Raw genomic sequence first — 18,116 nt, 5'->3', positions numbered from 1 at the left:
AGTCCTCGCCTTATAGAAGAAATCCTAACCCTGCCATTTCCGCGCGGGGCACGGTAGCCAAGGCGTCAACGTCCTCCAGTGTCGCCGCTGATTACTTTATTGCGCAGCTCCGTAATCGACGACGTGCCAAGCATCGCCATGTTTCGGTCCACCTCATCTCTGAGCAGCGAGATCGCATGGCGCACCCCAGGAGCGCCACCTACTGCGGCCGCATACATGAACGGTCGACCAACAAATACGAACCGTGCTCCGAGCGCTAACGCCTTGAGCACGTCTCCTCCCCGTCGGATTCCGCTATCCATCATCACAACCGTTTTATGGCCAACGGTGTCACTGATATGAGGTAGGACGCCCAGCGGTTCAACGGCACCGTCTAGCTGGCGTCCCCCGTGGTTAGAAATGATGATTCCGTCCGCGCCAATTTCCGCCGCCTGTCTTGCGTCATCAACATGGAGAATTCCCTTGATAACCAGGTTGCCGCTCCAACGCTGGCGAATTCGTTCAATGTCCCCCCATGAAAGATGATCACGCCCGGTTGTGTCACGGACGGCCGTAGCCGACAGCATCGGTGCACCGCGTGTTGCGAACGAGTTTTCAAAGTGCGGCATACCATGGTTGATCAGCGTCCGCAGAAAGGTGCCCGCCAACCATTTTGGGTGGGAGATGCCATCGATCGCCAGACGCAGCGACGGGCGCAATGGCAACGAGAAACCCGTTCGAACATTATTTTCCCGGTTCGCCCAAACCGGTATATCGACCGTCACAACCAGTGTCGAAAATCCTGCAACCTTGACTCTGTCGATCAGTGCATCGATACGAGCAGTGTCACCCGGGAGGTACGCCTGAAACCATGTGTCCGGCGCGGCGGTTCGGACCGTCTCCATCGGAATGAGCGAGGAACCGCTCATGATTGCGGGGATGTTCTCTTCCTTCGCGGCTGTCGCCAGGACAACGTCGCCTCGATAGGCGGAGATTGCACTAATTCCTATAGGGGCGATTCCGAATGGTGACGCGTACGTCTTCCCGAAGATCGTGGCGGCCTGCGATCGTCGTGACACGTCTACAAGTATCCGAGGCTGGAATTTAAGCTGCTCAAACGCGGTGCGGTTGGCAGCGTGAGAAGTCCCGTCCTCGGCAGCACCAGCGATATATCCGAACAGCGGGCGCGGCAGAATTTTTCTCGCGGCCAATTCAAAGTCCGCTAGCGACAATAGCTTGCGAAGCCGCGCAGGTACATCGCTCCTGACGCCATATGCAGTCTGATTTGGCGTCCCGCCCTGCGACATGTGACTCACTCGTCCACTGTCGACGTCATCTTTCATCTGTTTCTCCACAAAAACGCATCCCACACGATGGCGGCGCGCCACGCGAGGCAGCAGCCTCCAAAAAAATTCACCCTACGAGAACATGCCCCGTTGCCGCATCAGCTCGCGGTGCAACGCTTCGTTCGTTTCGAACGGCGCCCGACCATGGAGGTAGAAGTAGTTGTTCAGAACGACCAGGTCGCCCACCGGTAATACAACTTCCTTTGTGCCGCTCGATGCTTCCATCGACTCGGAAAGGGCGCGAAGGAACGCTGCCTCGTCTCGGTTGGCGGGTTGCACGAACTGGTCGATAAACGAAATCGACAAACCAAACTCACTTTGGAAGAAGATTGGGCGCTGAACCTTTTCGCTCACGTTTTTCGAACCGGGCGCCTTGTAAAGGAATGGCTTTGTGCCGTAATGGTGATTCACGAACGAGTCGCGCTCCTCCCAATCGTCGAGATGTAGAAACCTCGACTCGCCGCCGAATGCATTATTCTCGGCAAACTTCATCATCAGCAGCCAGTCCGTCGCCTCGCTAACAAAAGTGCCATCGGTGTGCATGGTGAACAGCCGATAAGCCTGACGGAGGTATGAATCGCTATTGTCAGTATGTTTCACAAGGAAACGTGCATAGTAGGTACTCGACATAGCGTCGTGGTTCGACGGACCGAGAACGTGGGCAACGGCCGTGCCGAATTTTACGAAGTCGGCGGGATCGTCTGAAAGACCTTGAAGTCCCACTGTGAAGCCGCCATATCGCCGGTCCTTTGCTAGTTGGATCAACGTTCTGGCAAAGCCCTCACCGAGTCGCTGGATCAGAAGGTTAGCGAGGTGATAGCGCATGAATGGCACATATTCGAGACTTTGAACATCAATGTCCTGGGCATCCTGGATGAAACCAACTAACGCGTCGACGTCAGCAGTCACATGCATGATCCGGTGGTGAGTGGGGTGCGGCGAAACAAGGAAACCTTTCCGCGAGGCGCAAATCGTGTCATCAAGCATCAATCCGTCCATCGTCTTCTCCGTAAGAATCAGGCTACATTTAAGCGCTCTTTATTGATACCATCCAGACCTGAATGATGAATGTTTGTACTGAGATTCAGATTAAATGGTCGACGCCCGTCAACTCCGTTACTTCGTTGCCCTGGTTGAGGAGTTGCACTTCGCACGCGCGGCAGATCGATTGAAAATCGCACAGTCTGCGTTGAGCACCCAGATTCAACGGCTCGAGCGTGACCTCGGTGTTCGTCTGCTAAACCGCAACAAGCGTCAGCCTGTCGCGCTTACTGACGCAGGAAAGCTGTTTCACGCCGAGGCTGTAGCCGCATTGCGGCATATTGAGCGCGCCGATCAGATCGGACGACTGGCAGCGAGAGGACTCGCCGGCATTGTGCGAATTGGCTCTGTTGCGTCGGGAGTGACCAGCGGCGTCTTGTCTGGAATGTTGCGAGATTTTCGTCTCTCGCATCCGAATGTCCGAATCGAAGTGATTTCGATGGAGACACCTCGACAGTTCGAGGCGCTCGGCAGTGGCGAGATCGACGTCGGCATCGTACGACCCAGACGTCAGTATCCGTCGGGAGTCGTTGCCACTCGTGTCCAGGATTTCATATCCGGCCTAAGTCTGGCTTCCGCCGGCTATGGTGTCTCCGTCGTACCCGAATCGATGCGAAATATTGCGCAACCCGGCCTGTGCTTCAGATCAATCACAGATTTCGATTTTCCCGTTCATCTTGCTTTGGCGAGCAGACGACGGGAACTGTCTCCTGCCGTTCGCGCCTTCGTGGAAACCGCCGTGAGGCAATCCTGCAGCCCAACGTCATAGCCGGCGTTGACCCAATCTAGTATCACGCGTCACATCCTGAAAATTGCATTGCTTCAACGCAACCTGAAAGCCCGATCCTTCAGGAAGGGGATGAAAGGGGGTCGCAACTCGGACTGGACCGGCGTTGTGGACGCCTGCAGTTGAGATCAAGCGGCACAGGATGCGCTTGAAGTGCGAACGCTTTCACGCAAGACGAGGGGCGCGTAGAGTCATGACCTGTTGCGGGGCGGAAGTCGCACAACCGGTGCGAGCGGAGGGTGCTTCAAAAAAGTGTCCTCCGACCGATTATGAATCTGTCGCCAAGGTCGAAGCGTTCCTCGTTTGCTCGGTTGCGATGATGCGGAATACCGAAATCCGCATGACGCTCACGGGTTCAGGGTCGCTTCGGCTCGACGCTCTGGCAGGCATCTACTCACCTGCATCTGTACGTTATTGCTATCGCAATGATAGTAGTACCTGTTGCGCTTGGGTCCGATATTGGGTGACCACAAGGAGACAAGGAAATGACAAAGAATGGAGTGGGTAGCGAGCGCGGCCGCCGAGGAGCGCGTCTGGCACACGCTCAAAAAGATTGTGTAGAAGTTGAGGTTGCGGCGATCTAACGATTGTTCTTGAAGGCACCCCGATCATAAAAGCTGTCTGGCATAACGAGGCTTCCATGATCGCGAGATGGGTTCATATTGAATAGGCTTTCAGAAGACGATCGACAACTACAGGCAGGTTCCTGGCCAAGCGCACCCTCTCGGCTTCAGAGCGGATAGGAACGACAGCACCCTCCCACACGAGATAGAGCGCGTCGGCGAGAGCGGTGGACTCTTTTGCAGCGGAAATCTTTGTCAATTCGAGGAGCAAATCATAGAGGTTGCGCCGTCGCTCTTCGAGCGTCGAACACACGTCATCGGAGGCATCCCCGAAATGAGGGGCAAGCATGTGCAATCGGCATTCGGTAGGCGTTTCGCGAAGCAGACGATCGGCAACAATGGTGAATAGCACACGTATTCGGCATCCGGTGGCATCGAGACAATTCTTAACCGTCTGAGTCCATAACGCCGCTTCCTGTTTGCATAGCCACTCGGCGCATGCTCTTGCCAGTCCTTCTCTCGACCCGAACGCGCGATAAATCGTCATCTTATGCACGCCCGCTTGCTCGGCCAGGCGCTCAAGTCCTGGTAATTCATAAGATTTGTTGGCCAGCAATGCCGTCGCGACTTCGAGTATGATCCGACGTGCTTCCTCAGTCGTACGCCTTGTACTCCGTGATGTCACTCCGGCTTTTCGAGGAGAGGCGTCGGCCGATTGGGCACGCCTAGCCGTTACCCCTCCGCGCCGATTGAGGTTGTACTCTTTGCTCAAAGTTACCGACCCGTGGCTAAGGTAATCAGCTTCATGATCTTATAGCGGCCACCAACTCAGCCGTGGTGAGAATCTCATGAGCATATGTAGGACTGTCAATATCCGGTGCAGCGTGTAACGCCTCATGTGACTGTGCCGAAGTCGCATCTCGCATCAATATGCGCGATATCCCAATTCCATGCCACATGCAATGCATTGCGGTGATTTTCGGTTCCCAGCTCAGCATGAAAAGCTACTTCCAGAGTTGAGATCCGACGCTCAGTCGCCGATCCCTTTCCTTGCGTAAAATACATTTTACTCGTAATGTATTTTATGAGCATCTTGCGACACTTGGCAAGCCCGACCTCAGATAGCTGTGTGGTGCGCGCCGCGGCGCACCGAAAATATTCGAGCTACATCGCGAAGAGTGAGTCGCAAACCCGCAATGCCGTGTTTGGAGACCATTTTGTTGTGTTCCCGGCAAACTGGCCATCGTTTCTTGCAATAGGAGTGGTGCAATCGTGGGGCGTTCCAATCGAGAGCAGGCGCAACAGAATCGACAGCGGATACTCGATGAGGCCGACGCGATCGTACGTTGCGGTGGCGCTGCAGCGGCCGGCATCTCTGAGATCATGGCACGCGTGGGGATGACTCAGGGAGCCTTCTACCATCACTTTGCATCGAAGGACGCCTTGATTTCGGAGGCCTGCTCGGCCGGGTTCACGCAATCTGTGAAGAACTGGACGGCTAAGGCATTCCCGAAGGGCCGCCCACTCTCGGGTGCCCTGAAACGGCTCGTCACGTACTACCTCAGCAAAAAACCCGTTGAGCAGAGTTGCCCAATGGTGGCTCTCGGCCAGGACGCTGCACCACATCATGCGAGCGAGGCCCTAAACGACGCGTATCGGGATGGCGTTGATCAATTGTTTTCCACATTTGTGGACATTGCACGTACCGACCCTTCGTGTTCGCTGTCGCAGGAGCAACTGCGCAACGCATTTGTTGCAATGGTCGGTGCCAACATGCTTGCCATGGGCGACTGGCGATAAGAAGTGGTCTACGCGCCTGGAGCAATCTCTCTTCAACTCCCACGCGGAGAAAGTTGACACAGGGAATTCAGACAGTGCCATCAGTGGAGCGAGCGATCTTTGAGACTGTCATCGCGTCGATAGGGAACCCCACAAGACTGCAAAAAAAAACGACGCACTTACTTACCGGCGCTCAACGTGGAGATGGCATTGACCACTCTCCGAACCCACCGGATGAGGTTTGATTCGCGACGCGGCTTGCGACAGAAACGGCAGCGTAAGGACTTGGGCTTTCCACTGGTATTGACGCCGTGGTGCGCTTGTCCTTTCGCGGTTTCCGCCCCTGATTTTGCAGCGTTTCGCTTTCGAGCCATTCGCGAAACGTCACGAGTGCCGGGTTCTCCGAGTGGTCGTCCGGAAAGATCAGACAATACGCATTCATGCTGGGGTGTTCGTAGTCGCACACACGCACGAGTACCCCACGCCGCAACTCCCCCTTGATCAATGGTCTCGGGATGAGTGCAATACCGAGGCCTGCGGTCGATCCGCCAGCCAACATCGAAAACGATTAGAGCCTTGGGCTGACCATGTCGCAGCGCGTCGCAACCGCGTGACGGATGGCCACCGCGTTTGCAGCATGATCCAGGACGAGTCGCAAACTCCACCTTGCAAAAAGTGTGGATACACCTATAATCGTGACGAAGACAAACGTCGCAACATGCGGATAGCTGCTGGTCCTTGACGCCTCATGCGCATCGTCGCAAGAGGCGCTTTTGCGGACGGAGAAGCGATAGAAATTTGCGGTCGAAGCAGTTTGTCCTATGACGCAGCAATACCTCCAAGCCGATCGATTGACAATCGTCCTGACGTGTGAATTGATCGTGAGCATGTCAGCAGTGCGAGAGGAAGTGAATATGGCGAAGGCGCTAAAAGAGGCAGTCCCGGCGAAGGAACGCACGAGCAAGGTGGTCGGTCAGCGGCGCCCTCTGCCAAATAACGACAAGGATCTCCTCACGCAATGTGCGTTGTTCGACGTGCATCGCCTGTCGCGTCTCCTAACAGGAATGTACAACAGCTATTTGCGTGACACCGGTTTGACAATGGCGCAATTCACGCTATTGCGAAATATCGACGTCTTGGCTCCTGCTGGCATGAAGCAGATAGCACACGCAATGTTGATGGATAGAACGAGCGTTACACGCCTGATCGATCCTTTGATCAAGCAGGGATTCCTCACTGATTCCGTCGGTGAGGACCGTCGATTTCGAAATATTATTGTGACCGCCAAAGGCCAGTCCGCGATCGCCAAGAGCGAAGGTGCGTGGACACTGGCTCAGCAGGAGCTGTTCAAGTGCATCGGTTCCGAGCAGTGGCGCAGCCTGCGTACTGCCCTTCGCGACACCATCCACGTGGTTCGCGATAATCATGAGGATATTTTGCAGTAGTCAGCAGAATCACTCTGAAAAACACATGACCCGGGCTGACCGTCGGGCTCGATTTTCCGGACACGCCGCAATCGCCCCCCCAGCCCATCTGATGCCGCACCTCATGAAGGCATCGAAGTCTGTGCCATGATCTTCTTGGGACGTCGCGAGCGGACATGCTAATCAAATGCAACAGGGCGCTCCCGTAACTACGCCGGAGTACCAGCGCGTACCGATTGCGTCTGCCGCATCGCGCCGAAGACAGCAAATTAACAAGAATGGTCGCGTGCAAAATGAGGACGAGCGCGCGCATCCCCGAGACTTCGCCTTCAAAAGAATTTATCAAGATCGTCCTGTGCCAATGTCACGGTGAAGCCCATAGCTCTGCCCAGCCGAATGATATGCTCCTTCGTGATCGTCGTTTTGATCTCGCAGGGCACCTGCCCCCCCTTCTTCTTGACCCCATTCCATCAGTTGCGTAATTCCTCGGTCGGCGTATCTTCATGCGCCGCTGTGCAGGATTTCGACTCCCGGTGAGCGCGAACATCGAGTCGCGTTTCATCTGAGTCATCGGGTGAGTTCTTCTTCGCGGACTTGCACGCGCAAGATATCGCTCTATAATAAGTGTGTACGCACATATATTTCAAGTTCGGCGAGCACCAGGGAATACCGGCACATACGACGGCTTTCGAGGTGTGCTTCATTGGAGAAGACAAATCATGTTGGAAAAACGCGCGCTGTGTTCAGGATGCGATATCTATTGTCAGGTGCGAGCTGAAGTTCCGGAGTCCGGAAAGGTTGGAGATGTTTCTGTCAAAGCGATTGATCCTCGCCCCTTGCGCGCAAATATCTGCATGAAGGGAGTGCACGCGCCGCAAGGATTCGCTCACCCAAAGCGGATACTTCATCCCTTGAAGCGGGTTGGCGCACGGGGCGAGGGAAAGTGGCAAGAGGTTTCCTGGGATGCCGCTCTGGACGACATTGCCGAGCGCCTCTCAAAAGTAGTTGCCCGTTATGGTCCCGAAGCGTTGGCTGTGTCAACCTCCCAATGGAACACCCAGACCGATAACGGCGCAGGGCGCCGGTTCATGAATTTTCTTGGTTCGCCCAACTGGATCAGCGGTGTTGCGATTTGCGCTGGGAACACAGCTGCGGTCAACCGTTTGGTCTATGGCTGGTATCCCTATCCTGACTATCCCAACACGCAGTGCATTGTTCTCTTCGGTCACAACCCGAAACAGCATTCATGGACACCGGTTTACAACGCAGTCCGGCGTGCCCAGCAGCGCGGTGCAAAGCTGATCGTTCTGGATCCACGCAAAAGCGAGAATGCCGAGCAGGCAGATCTCTGGCTGCCACTAAAACCAGGATCCGATGCTGCAATGTGTCTTGGCTGGCTGAAGGTTATCCTCGACGAGGAACTGTATGACAAGGAGTTCGTCGCGAAGTGGACCGTTGGGTTCGACGCCCTCCGAGAGCGGGTTAATGAGTTTCCGCTTGAGCGTGTTGCGGCACTGACGGGTGTGCCCGTCGCTCTAATTCAACAGGCAGCCCGCATGTATGCCACCAGTGGGCCCGCAGTCATTCCGTGGACTCCGATCACCGATCAGCAACGCAATTCGACCTCAGCAATCCGACTGATGTGCATTCTTCGTGCGATCTGTGGCAACCTCGACGTACCGGGTGGGGAGCTCCTGCATGGCTTCCATCCTGATATCGTTCACGAATCGGAACTGGAGCGTCACGACGTACTCTCCGACGCACAGAAGTCCAAGCAATTGGGTTCTACCACTCATCCATTGTTCACCTATCGCGGAATGGCCGCCCTTCGGGAACCCGCCAAACGCGTGTGGGGCTATGAGTGGCCAAATCTGATTAATGGATGCTACATGGCGAACCCATCCGCCACGTTTCGCGCGATGGCCGATGGAGATCCCTACCCCGTCAAGGCATTCTTCACGCTGGGCAATAACACACTGATGAGCTTTGCGAATATGCAACTGATCCAGCGGGCGATCCTTAATCAGGATCTGGTCGTGGCAGTCGAGCATTTCCGCACGCCCACTGCTCAGCTAGCAGACTATATTCTTCCGGGGGACGCCTGGCTCGAACGCAATTGTCTCGCCGACGGCTTCGGGTGGACCGCCATCTACCGGCCGTCGCAAAAGGTCGTCGATGCCCCGGGTGAATGCCATTCAGTCTATGACTTCTGGCGAGACCTTGCGGTACGGATGGGCCTAGGTGAGCACTTTCCGTGGGAATCGAATGAAGCAATGCTCGACCATCGACTGAACCGACTTGGTATGGACTTCGCCACATTCGCCGAAAAACACCCATACCATGCCCCGCCCTTCGTGCATCAGAAGTATCGTGAAACCGGTTTTGCCACCCCGTCTGGCCGAGTGGAGCTTTTCTCTTCAGTGCTTGACGATTTGGGCTTTGATCCACTTCCCTACTGGCGCGATGCGCCTCCCGCCAATCCGGCGTTTCCGCTGACTATGTTCATGGGCGTCAGAGACGATGAATTCTTCCAGACAGGCCATCGTCACATCGCGGCACTCCGTGCGCGAAAGCCGGATCCGACCATGTTCATCCACGCTGCGGACGCTGCCAATTCGGGACTCGCAGAAGGTGATTGGGCGTCTATTATCACGCCTCAAGGGAGCGTCAAGCTCAAGACGTCGATCCGCGCCGATATGCCTCAGGGCGTTGTCCGTGTGCCGCATGGCTGGTGGCTACCGGAACGCGAGGAAGGGGACGGTACACTCTCGGGCGCATGGGAGTTCGCCGATGCGCAGATATGCCCTGATGACGAGGATCACCTCGATCGCGAACAGGGTATTCCTCACATGAAGGGTATTGCCTGTCGTGTTCAGCCGTTCGAAGCCTGAATGCATGACGCTTACAGCGCCCCTGCAGGCTGACGACGGCTGCGACACCGGCCAGTTCACTCACCCGCCTCGAATGGACAAGTTGCTGTTCTCCTACGAAAGAGCCCGTGGCAGAACAATGGGAATATCTCTCAGTTTGCGTAACTAGCGCGGAACGGTCGAGCACTGCCCGATGGCAGTGCTCGAAGCAGCGTGAGAGATGGCATCGGCTGCTGCAGGACACGCGATAAAAAAAGGAGCCCGAGGGCTCCTAAAATAGCTGAAGCGGCGTTCTTTTGGTCAGCGAGAAGGCCGGGTAATCAGTGACTTGAAGGCGCTGTAGCACCGAGCCCGGTCTGAGCACGGATGTACTGTTCCTCGAAGGCTTCGGCTTCGCCGGCGGCGCGCGCGCTCTTGTCGGTCACTGACATCAGCAATGTGACGAAAAACGCCGCGTTCATTGAAATGATTGCCGGATGGTCGTATGGAAATACCGCCTTGGCATTGCCTAACACTTTTACCCAAACCGCCGGCGACAGGATCACCAGACCGACCGCCTTGGCGAGATGCATGACTGCCATGTTGCCGCCGCCAATCAGCTTTCCGCCAACGTGGCCACCCTCAAAAAAGTTCGGATTGGTTCCGACAACGCTGATCGCAGCGATGCCGAGAATGATCACAATGAGAAAGAAGAAACCGATGAAACCAGTCGCGTAAAACACCGAATTGCGTGCTTCCCGGGCATTCGGGACGGTAAAGAAGCGCATCATAATGTGCGGCAGTCCCGCCGTGCCGAATAGAAGACCCAATGACAGCGACACAGCGGAAACCGGATCGGCCATTAGTGAACCAGGACTCATGATCCCGACGCCAGCCTTATAAGCGGCAACCGCCTCGCGGAACAACGCGTCGAATGAAAAACCAAACCTGGCGAACGACAAGAGCATCAGCACGATGCCGCCGCCAAGCAGCAAACACGCCTTGATAATTTGCACCCAGGTCGTCGCGACCATTCCACCGAAAGTAGGCAACGTTTCATTTGGATGCCTCCTCGAGTATTTCCTTATTCAGCGCATCGAACTCGCCATTGGCACGCAGGATGTAAACGCCAGTAGTCATCCAGGCGCCGACGATCATGATCGTCGCAAGCGGCCAGCCAACCGTCATCACTGCGCCGGCGGCAAGTGGTCGGCTCAGCAGTTCGGGGCTGAAGGCAGTGATCATCATAAATGCGTAGTACGGCACCAGCACGATGACCGACAGCATGATCGCGAGTCGCGTGCGCTTGCGAACCATCATGGCGAATTTCGGGTTTCGCCGGATTTTTATTCGAGCAACCCCTACGGCGGTAACGTCATATCGAAAGCCAACCGCACGGCGGCCTTTTTTTCGCAGATTCAAAAAATGCTGCCGCGTATTTTTGGGGGTATTGAGACGCGCTGCCACCTGCGTTTGTCCACATCTAATCTTGAGCGGACGTGTCCCTGGCAATTTCCCTTAATTTAAATTTCTGCACCTTTCCGGTTGCAGTCCGCTCAAGCGGACCAAAGATAAATCGCGTGGGTACCTTGTAGCGCGCGAGCCTCGCCGCGCAATAGGTAATTAGTTCGTCCTCGCCGAGGGTGTGCCCTTCGCGAACGTTGACAAACGCCCATGGAACCTCGCCCCATTTGGGGTGCGGTGCTGCCACTACCGCTGTCTCGAATATCGCAGGATGCGAAATCAGAACCTCCTCTATCTCGAGCGAAGACATCTTCTCCCCGCCAGAATTGATCATGTCCTTTGATCGGTCGCAGATGGCAATATAGCCATCGGGGAAACGGACGGCCAGATCGCCGGTATGGAGCCAGCCACCGGCGAATGCCTCCTCAGTGGCGGTCGAGTTCTTGAGATAACCACGCATGACCGTGTTGCCGCGAACCACTACTTCGCCGACGGTCTTGCCGTCGCGCGGCACCGGCGCGAATGTCTGTCCAACCACCTCGAGTTCCTCGCAAGCCGGGTACTGCACGCCTGCACGAGACTTGAGCTTGTATCGCTCGTCATCCGGACGCTCGTTCCATTCGGCCTTCCAGGCGCTAATAGCGGTGGAGGAATAGGTCTCCGTCAATCCGTAAACCTGAGTGACCTCTGCATTAAGACGCTCGATATCCGCAATGACTCGCGGCGCAGGCGCGGCCCCGGCAGTCAGGATCCGCACCGGTCGAACAAACGCCAAGCCTTCCCTCCCACACTCGGCAAGCATGGAAAGCACTACGGGCGCCGCGCACAGGTTGGTCACCTGGTGTTCATTCGCAAGACGAACAATCTCGCGCGGATCTGCCTTGCGTAGGCATACATGTCGGCCCGCGAGCAAGGTAATCGTCCACGGGAAGCACCAGCCATTGCAGTGAAACATCGGCAGTACCCAGAGGTACGTTGCATGCGATGGCATGGACCATGCGACCGTGTTTGCCATCGCATTGAGATAGGCGCCTCGGTGATGCGTGACGACACCTTTGGGATTGCCTGTCGTCCCAGATGTATAGGAAAGCGCAATCGGCTCCCATTCGTCTCGTGGTCCACGCAAATGTGCCGCCTGCTGCCCCATAACGAGTGCGCTTTCATAGGGCACCGCAGAGGGCAGGCCACTGGCCTGGAATGTTGCGTACGGGTCATTGACCTCGATCAGGGTCGGGGGGGAGGTCATCCCAGCCACGGCTTCGCCGACGGTTCCAGCGTACTCGCTGTCGAAAACAAGAATCTTTGACTCTGCGTGTTCAAGCTGAAACCGTATCGCGGCAGCATCGAGGCGCGTACTGATGGGGTGCAAGACCCTGCCGCCAGTGTTGGCGGCGAAGTGCATCTCGATCATTTCTGGGATGTTCGGCAGTATGGCTGAAACGACATCGCCCTCGCCCAGACCTGCCGTATCCAGAAATCCAGCAAACGCCATGCAGCGCTCCCGCATCTCATGATAGGTCAAACGATAGTCGCCATACACGACAGCCACATACTCGGGATAAACCTCGGCTGACCGTCGAAGGAACGATAACGGCGACAGTGGCGTATGGTTTGCTTTGGTCTTGTTGAGCCCTTCGTCGAACATAGATGGCATTGCTTGTCTCCTACATTGAGTGCGTTGCAACCTTGTGCTACTTCACTTGGGAAAACTCACGTCTTTGGCGGGATGTCACCGCGTGCTAGCGGATACCCGTAAAAGTCACCTTCAGTAAGCGACTCCCAAAGTCAGTACGATGCGATTCAGCGCTTGAAATAGTTTGTATTGGCGATATGATAGGTGTATTCACACCTACAAACAAAGGAAATCACTACCGTGAAAACCCGTACCGCTCTGATCGTTGGTGCCGGCGACAGTCTCGGCTCCGCACTTGCGCGCCGCTTTGCGCGTGAAGGTCTGACCGTTTGCGTTGCGCGCCGTAACGCAGAGCAACTCGAGCCGTTAGTGGAGTCAATCCGCGCGGAAGGGGGTAACGCTCACGCATTTGGATGCGACGCCCGCAAGGAAGACCAGATCGTTTCCCTCTTCGCCGCAATTGAAAACGACCTGGGTCCTTTGGCGATTGTTGTCTTCAACATCGGTGCGAATATCCAGTTTGGTTTGCGCGAGACAACGGCCCAGAAGTACTACAAGGTCTGGGAAATGGCGTGTTTCTCAGGATTTCTAACCGGGAGGGAGGCAGCAAAATATATGGTACCGCGGGGAGAAGGAACTATCTTCCTCACAGGGGCAACGGCAAGTATCCGCGGGGGCGAGGGCTTTTCGGCTTTCGCTGGCGCCAAGCATGGTTTGCGCGCGCTCGCCCAGAGCATGGCGCGCGAATTTGGCAAGCAGGGGCTGCATATCGTTCACCCGGTAATCGACGGGCCAATCGACACCCCCTTCGTTCGCGAGCGTTTCGCCGATCTGGTGGCATCACGCCCAGCCGACGGGTTGCTTGCGCCCAATGACATCGCCGACACCTACTGGTACATGCACACGCAAAAACGCAGTGCATGGACCTTTGAGTTTGATATTCGCCCGTGGCTTGAACCCGTCACCAACATCTGAGATGTCCAAGGAGACAACTGTGTCTATGCAGGTAGATTTCTATTTCGACTATGGTAGTCCGACGAGTTACCTCGCCTACGAGCAAATGCCCGGACTGGCAGAACGCACGGGAGCAGTTGTACGTTTCCGGCCCATCCTGCTCGGGGGCATTCTGCAGGCAACATCCAACGTGTCCCCCATGGACATCCCACTGAAGCGTAAGTGGATGATTGCCGACATGGAGTTTTTTGCGAGGCGATATGGGGTGCCATTCACCGTCAACCCGAACTTCCCGATCAATACGCTCAATCTGATGCGCGGTGCAATATATGCTCAGCGCGAAGGATTTCTGCTCGAATATTCAGACGCAGTGTTCACGGCAATGTGGGCAGACGGGCGCAATCTCGGCGATATTGCAGAGATCAAGGCAGTCCTCACGGCCGCACATCTGCCCGTCGACGCGATTCTGGCGGCAACGCAAGACCCGGAAATCAAGGATGCGCTGAAACGGGAAACGCAGGCCGCTGTCCAGCGTGGGCTTTTCGGCGCGCCGGTGCTTTTCGTCGGTAACACAATGTTCTTCGGCCAGGATCGCGTCCAGTACGCCGAAGAGGAAGTCCGCCGACAGGAACAAGTTGCCGTGTGACCTGTGATGAGGGCTGTCGGGATTGTTGATCAACCCGACAACGCTAGATTACTGCACGAAGAACCATTTGGCCCCATCGCTCCCGTCGTGCTGCTTTCACGACATCGAAGAAGGCGTGCGCAGGCGCCAACAGTCTGCCATTCGGCTGGTTTCCTATGTGTTCACCGGTTCGTTGCGCACGGCGACACATGTTTCGAATGCGATTGAGGCGGGCACGGTGAACATAAATTACTTTGGTATCTCGTTGCCGGAGACACCCTTTGGCGGCATCAAGGACAGCGGCGCTGGTATTGAAGGTGGAAGTGAGACATTTGATGGATACCTGACCACCAAATTCATCACGCATCGCTAGTTCGCGCGGACGTTCGTGCATTGGCGACGCTCCCTATTTGCGCACAAAGACAATCGGTCCGCTGACACGAAGCTTGAGCGCGCGACGCCGACAGGGGCGCCGCGCGGGCCATCTCATCCAAAATTGCTAAAGGCATCGAAAGCTCGGGAACAAATTCGGTCTGGGCCGGGCGCATTCGCGCCAGACGTATTTTGCCCTCTTGGCCAACGCCGGAAGCGCTGAACGCACATACATAGCCCCCTGCAAGTAATGAGGGAGAGTAGCAAAGACCACTCGATCTCAATCGACGTAGTGGACCCGCGATCTAGAGAACATCGACCGCGAATCTGAGAAGAAGGTTGGATGGATACGTTACAGAGGATGCGAGCATTCGTTCGCATAATTGAGGCCGGCAGTTTCACTGCGGCAGCCCAGTCGCTTAATTCGACTAGTGGTGTAATGTCACGGGCGGTGTCAGAACTGGAAACACGTCTACGTACCCGCTTGCTAAACCGTTCGACGCGCCGTCTTGCACTGACACCAGCAGGCGGACAATATCTCGAACGCTGCGTACAAATCCTCGCGGATGTCGAACGCGCCGAAGAAGAAGCCAGCCGCGCCCATGAGCGACCAGCAGGCACGTTACATATGCACAGTTTTGCGGGTATAGGGCAGCATTATGTGCTGCCCTCGATCTCGCGCTACCGTGCTCAACACCCCGAAGTCACGGTCGCTCTTACGATGTCGCAACGTATGCCGGATCTCTTTCAGAGAAGCAGCGATGTATCGGTCATTACCGCTTTATCGCTGCCAGACTCCGACATCGTATCGCACCTGCTTGGCTCGACGTTCAGCATCCTCTGTGCGTCGCCGATGTATCTGAAGACACACGGCGTGCCGCGCGTGCCCGCCGATCTTGACCGTCACGAGTGCTTGATTCTGAAGTCGCCGGCGTCTCGCGTGCACGACTGGACAATCGACGGTCCGGAGGGCAGCGTCGAAATGCAGGTCAATGGGCCAGTTCAGGTGAATATTCCAGAGGCGCTTGCCGTGGCCATCCGCGAAGGCATGGGCATCGGAATGCTGCCGGTCTACGCAGCGATCGAAGGATTGCGCAGCGGCACCCTGGTACGTGTATTGGCGCGTCATACATTGCAGAAAACCAACGTGTATGCGCTTTATCCGTCCCGAAAGTATGTTGATGCAAAGACGAAGACGTGGGTGGAGTGCCTCCGTACCTATCTTCCTCAGCTGATTGCACGTGACCTCGCACTGCTTGGAAAAATTACCCAGGAGCAACTCGCGAAAGAGACGTCGTCCGATGCGTCTGAGATGGAAAATCGGTACGTGTGTCCTTAACACTAACGCACACTGTCGTCGGCCCGGATGGACAGTCGCGATCCGCGCTGGATTTGCCGGCATCTCCGATTGCGCCTGGTCAAGCGGACGTAACAACCAGGAATAATTTGGTCAACGTGGGTATTGGTAGACCCCCTGCCCTGATTTGCGGCCGTGCCGACCCGCCGCCACCATCTCGCGAAGCAACGTGGAGGCCCGATACTTCGAGTCTCCGAAGTCCTTCAGGAATACGTCCAGTATCGAAAGGCATACGTCGAGGCCGATCAGGTCGGCGAGCGCCAGTGGCCCGATTGGATGGTTCGCGCCGAGCTTCATGCCCGCATCGATTTCCTCGGCGCTCGCGACACCTTCCGCCAGCGCGAAGAATGCCTCGTTGATCATTGGCACGAGAATGCGGTTCACCACGAAGCCCGGTGAGTTCTTTACGGCGATCGGCATTTTTTCCAGACGCAGTGCAAGCTCGCGCACGTCCTCTGCGACCTGCGCACTGGTCTGCAAGCCCAAAATGACTTCGACAAGTGGCATCATCGGCACTGGATTAAAGAAATGCATGCCGATAAAACGCGACGAATCCGCGAGGGTCGTCGCCAATTCGGTAATCGAAATTGAAGATGTATTGGACGCGATGATCGTCTCAGGCCGTACCGCGACCTCGATCTGCTTGAGAATTCGCGTCTTGAGCTCAACATTCTCGGTGGCCGCTTCGATCACAATGTCAGCGCCCGCGAGAAGCTCATAGTCGGTCGACGTCACGATGCGCATGAGTGCGGCGTCCCGCGCACCCGCGTCGAGCTTCCCTTTCACGACGAGGCGTTCGAGACTGCGCTTGAGTGTTGCCAAGCCCTTCTCGAGCGCATCATCCGTCACATCGATTATCACTGCCTTCAGACCGGCTACCGCCACCGCCTGAGCGATGCCGTTTCCCATAGTGCCCGCACCCACGATCCCGACTGACTCGATTGTCATTGTGTTTGCCTCAACTGCGTGCTAATTAAGGTTGCTAACGAGTTCCGGCACGACCGTGAACAGATCACCGACCAGACCGTAATCGGCGACGCTGAAAATCGGCGCCTCCGGGTCCTTGTTGACTGCGACGATCACTTTGCTGTCTTTCATCCCGGCCAGATGCTGGATTGCGCCCGAGATGCCGACTGCCACATACAGTTGCGGCGCGACGATCTTGCCGGTTTGGCCGACCTGATAGTCGTTCGGTACGAAGCCCGCATCCACGGCTGCACGCGATGCGCCCAGCGCGGCGTTCAGCTTGTCGGCCAGCGGCTCCAACACCTTGGTGTAGTTTTCGCCGTTGCCCAGACCGCGGCCACCCGAGACGATGATCTTCGCCGACGTCAGTTCCGGGCGATCCAGCTTCGTCACTTCACGGCTGACGAACTGCGAGAGGCCACTGTCGGCTGCCGCCTGGATTTTCTCGATCGTTGCGCTGCCGCCTTCGGCTGCAACAGGATCGAAACCGGTCGAACGGACCGTGATGACCTTGATCGGATCTTGAGACTGCACCTTCGCGATCGCGTTGCCCGCGTAGATCGGGCGGTCGAATGTGTCGGCGGAATCCACTGCGATGATGTCGCTGATCTGCGCGACGTCCAGCTTCGCTGCAACGCGCGGCGCGATGTTCTTGCCGTAAGCGGTAGCTGGAGCCAGGATGTGCGTGTAGTCCTTCGCGATGTTCAGCACCGTCGCTGCGACGTTTTCCGCGAGACCTGCTTCCAGTTGCGGTGCATCGGCCAGCAGCACCTTCGCCACGCCTGCCACCTTCGCTGCCGCTTCAGCCGCAGCCTGCGCGTTGTGACCCGCGATCAACACATGAATAGCGCCGCCAATCTTCTGTGCGGCGGCAACGCTGTTCAGCGTCGCGGCTTTCAGCGACCCGTTGCCCCCCAAGGGGGCGTCCTTCGGGCCATCGTGTTCGGCAATTACCAGAATCGTCATTTCGTTCGTCT

General features: G+C 56.4%; 16 protein-coding genes and 1 pseudogene. 8 read left to right on the top strand and 9 right to left on the bottom strand.

Translation table 11 applies throughout. The annotated features are described in order from the left end of the window. Positions 1-65: 65 nt before the first annotated feature. Positions 66-1,286 carry an alpha-hydroxy acid oxidase gene (locus tag AYM40_RS25010; RefSeq protein ID WP_063500682.1) on the bottom strand — a complete coding sequence of 407 codons (1,221 nt, stop codon included), beginning with the start codon at positions 1,284-1,286 and terminating at the stop codon, positions 66-68. 111 nt (positions 1,287-1,397) lie between these two features. After that, the gene (glaH, locus tag AYM40_RS25005) at positions 1,398-2,324 is read right to left on the bottom strand and encodes a glutarate dioxygenase GlaH (protein ID WP_236721075.1); all 927 of its coding nucleotides are present in this window, start codon (positions 2,322-2,324) and stop codon (positions 1,398-1,400) included. A gap of 94 nt (positions 2,325-2,418) precedes the next feature. On the opposite strand from glaH, the gene AYM40_RS43400 reads away from it, so the two are divergent. After that, the gene (locus tag AYM40_RS43400; RefSeq protein ID WP_063498886.1) at positions 2,419-3,135 is read left to right on the top strand and encodes a LysR family transcriptional regulator; all 717 of its coding nucleotides are present in this window, start codon (positions 2,419-2,421) and stop codon (positions 3,133-3,135) included. A gap of 675 nt (positions 3,136-3,810) precedes the next feature. On the opposite strand, the gene AYM40_RS38980 is transcribed toward AYM40_RS43400, so the two are convergent. Further along, complete coding sequence (locus AYM40_RS38980) at positions 3,811-4,401, bottom strand: TetR/AcrR family transcriptional regulator (protein WP_256390496.1); 591 nt, start codon at positions 4,399-4,401, stop codon at positions 3,811-3,813. Between the two features lie 587 nt (positions 4,402-4,988). Between AYM40_RS38980 and AYM40_RS24990 the strand changes: the two genes are divergently transcribed. After that, positions 4,989-5,516 carry a TetR/AcrR family transcriptional regulator gene (locus AYM40_RS24990; protein ID WP_063498884.1) on the top strand — a complete coding sequence of 176 codons (528 nt, stop codon included), beginning with the start codon at positions 4,989-4,991 and terminating at the stop codon, positions 5,514-5,516. Between the two features lie 172 nt (positions 5,517-5,688). On the opposite strand, the gene AYM40_RS43820 is transcribed toward AYM40_RS24990, so the two are convergent. After that, entirely contained in the window at positions 5,689-6,054 is a 366-nt protein-coding gene (locus AYM40_RS43820) for a LysR substrate-binding domain-containing protein (RefSeq protein ID WP_082855282.1), read from the bottom strand. A gap of 262 nt (positions 6,055-6,316) precedes the next feature. On the opposite strand from AYM40_RS43820, the gene AYM40_RS24985 reads away from it, so the two are divergent. Together AYM40_RS24985 and AYM40_RS24980 are read left to right on the top strand one after the other, a co-directional pair. Next, the gene (locus AYM40_RS24985; RefSeq protein WP_236721074.1) at positions 6,317-6,940 is read left to right on the top strand and encodes a MarR family winged helix-turn-helix transcriptional regulator; all 624 of its coding nucleotides are present in this window, start codon (positions 6,317-6,319) and stop codon (positions 6,938-6,940) included. A gap of 698 nt (positions 6,941-7,638) precedes the next feature. Next, the gene (locus AYM40_RS24980) at positions 7,639-9,810 is read left to right on the top strand and encodes a molybdopterin-containing oxidoreductase family protein (RefSeq protein WP_063498883.1); all 2,172 of its coding nucleotides are present in this window, start codon (positions 7,639-7,641) and stop codon (positions 9,808-9,810) included. 299 nt (positions 9,811-10,109) lie between these two features. On the opposite strand, the gene AYM40_RS24975 is transcribed toward AYM40_RS24980, so the two are convergent. From AYM40_RS24975 to AYM40_RS24965, 3 genes are read right to left on the bottom strand one after another with little or no spacing between them, the layout of a single operon-like run. Next, positions 10,110-10,802: a sodium:solute symporter family transporter gene (locus AYM40_RS24975; RefSeq protein ID WP_063498882.1), complete on the bottom strand. Its 693-nt coding sequence runs from the start codon at positions 10,800-10,802 to the stop codon at positions 10,110-10,112. A gap of 22 nt (positions 10,803-10,824) precedes the next feature. Next, a complete protein-coding gene (locus AYM40_RS42680; protein ID WP_236721073.1) occupies positions 10,825-11,235 on the bottom strand; it encodes a DUF485 domain-containing protein in 411 nt (136 codons plus the stop codon). 16 nt (positions 11,236-11,251) lie between these two features. Beyond that, entirely contained in the window at positions 11,252-12,886 is a 1,635-nt protein-coding gene (locus AYM40_RS24965; RefSeq protein ID WP_063498880.1) for an AMP-binding protein, read from the bottom strand. 219 nt (positions 12,887-13,105) lie between these two features. Here AYM40_RS24965 and AYM40_RS24960 point away from each other — a divergent pair, with 219 nt between their 5' ends. The 4 genes and pseudogenes from AYM40_RS24960 to AYM40_RS24945 all read left to right on the top strand — a co-directional run bounded on the left by AYM40_RS24960 (position 13,106) and on the right by AYM40_RS24945 (position 16,155). Further along, positions 13,106-13,840: an SDR family oxidoreductase gene (locus AYM40_RS24960; RefSeq protein ID WP_063498879.1), complete on the top strand. Its 735-nt coding sequence runs from the start codon at positions 13,106-13,108 to the stop codon at positions 13,838-13,840. A gap of 25 nt (positions 13,841-13,865) precedes the next feature. Then, positions 13,866-14,465, top strand: a complete 600-nt coding sequence (locus AYM40_RS24955) for a 2-hydroxychromene-2-carboxylate isomerase (protein ID WP_335341233.1) — start codon at positions 13,866-13,868, stop codon at positions 14,463-14,465. A 21-nt stretch (positions 14,466-14,486) separates the two neighbouring features. After that, positions 14,487-14,817 (top strand): annotated as a pseudogene (locus AYM40_RS24950) (aldehyde dehydrogenase family protein); the annotation flags it as partial. Between the two features lie 342 nt (positions 14,818-15,159). Then, positions 15,160-16,155: a LysR family transcriptional regulator gene (locus AYM40_RS24945; protein WP_063498876.1), complete on the top strand. Its 996-nt coding sequence runs from the start codon at positions 15,160-15,162 to the stop codon at positions 16,153-16,155. 111 nt (positions 16,156-16,266) lie between these two features. On the opposite strand, the gene AYM40_RS24940 is transcribed toward AYM40_RS24945, so the two are convergent. Both AYM40_RS24940 and AYM40_RS24935 read right to left on the bottom strand, forming a co-directional pair. After that, on the bottom strand, positions 16,267-17,121 hold the full coding sequence (locus tag AYM40_RS24940) for a 3-hydroxybutyryl-CoA dehydrogenase (protein WP_063498875.1): 855 nt from the start codon (positions 17,119-17,121) through the stop codon (positions 16,267-16,269). A 21-nt stretch (positions 17,122-17,142) separates the two neighbouring features. Beyond that, entirely contained in the window at positions 17,143-18,105 is a 963-nt protein-coding gene (locus tag AYM40_RS24935; RefSeq protein WP_063498874.1) for an electron transfer flavoprotein subunit alpha/FixB family protein, read from the bottom strand. Between the last annotated feature and the right edge of the window lie 11 nt (positions 18,106-18,116).

The organism is Paraburkholderia phytofirmans OLGA172 (assembly GCF_001634365.1).
GTDB lineage: Bacteria > Pseudomonadota > Gammaproteobacteria > Burkholderiales > Burkholderiaceae > Paraburkholderia.
This window is presented reverse-complemented; position numbering and strand designations above follow the sequence as displayed.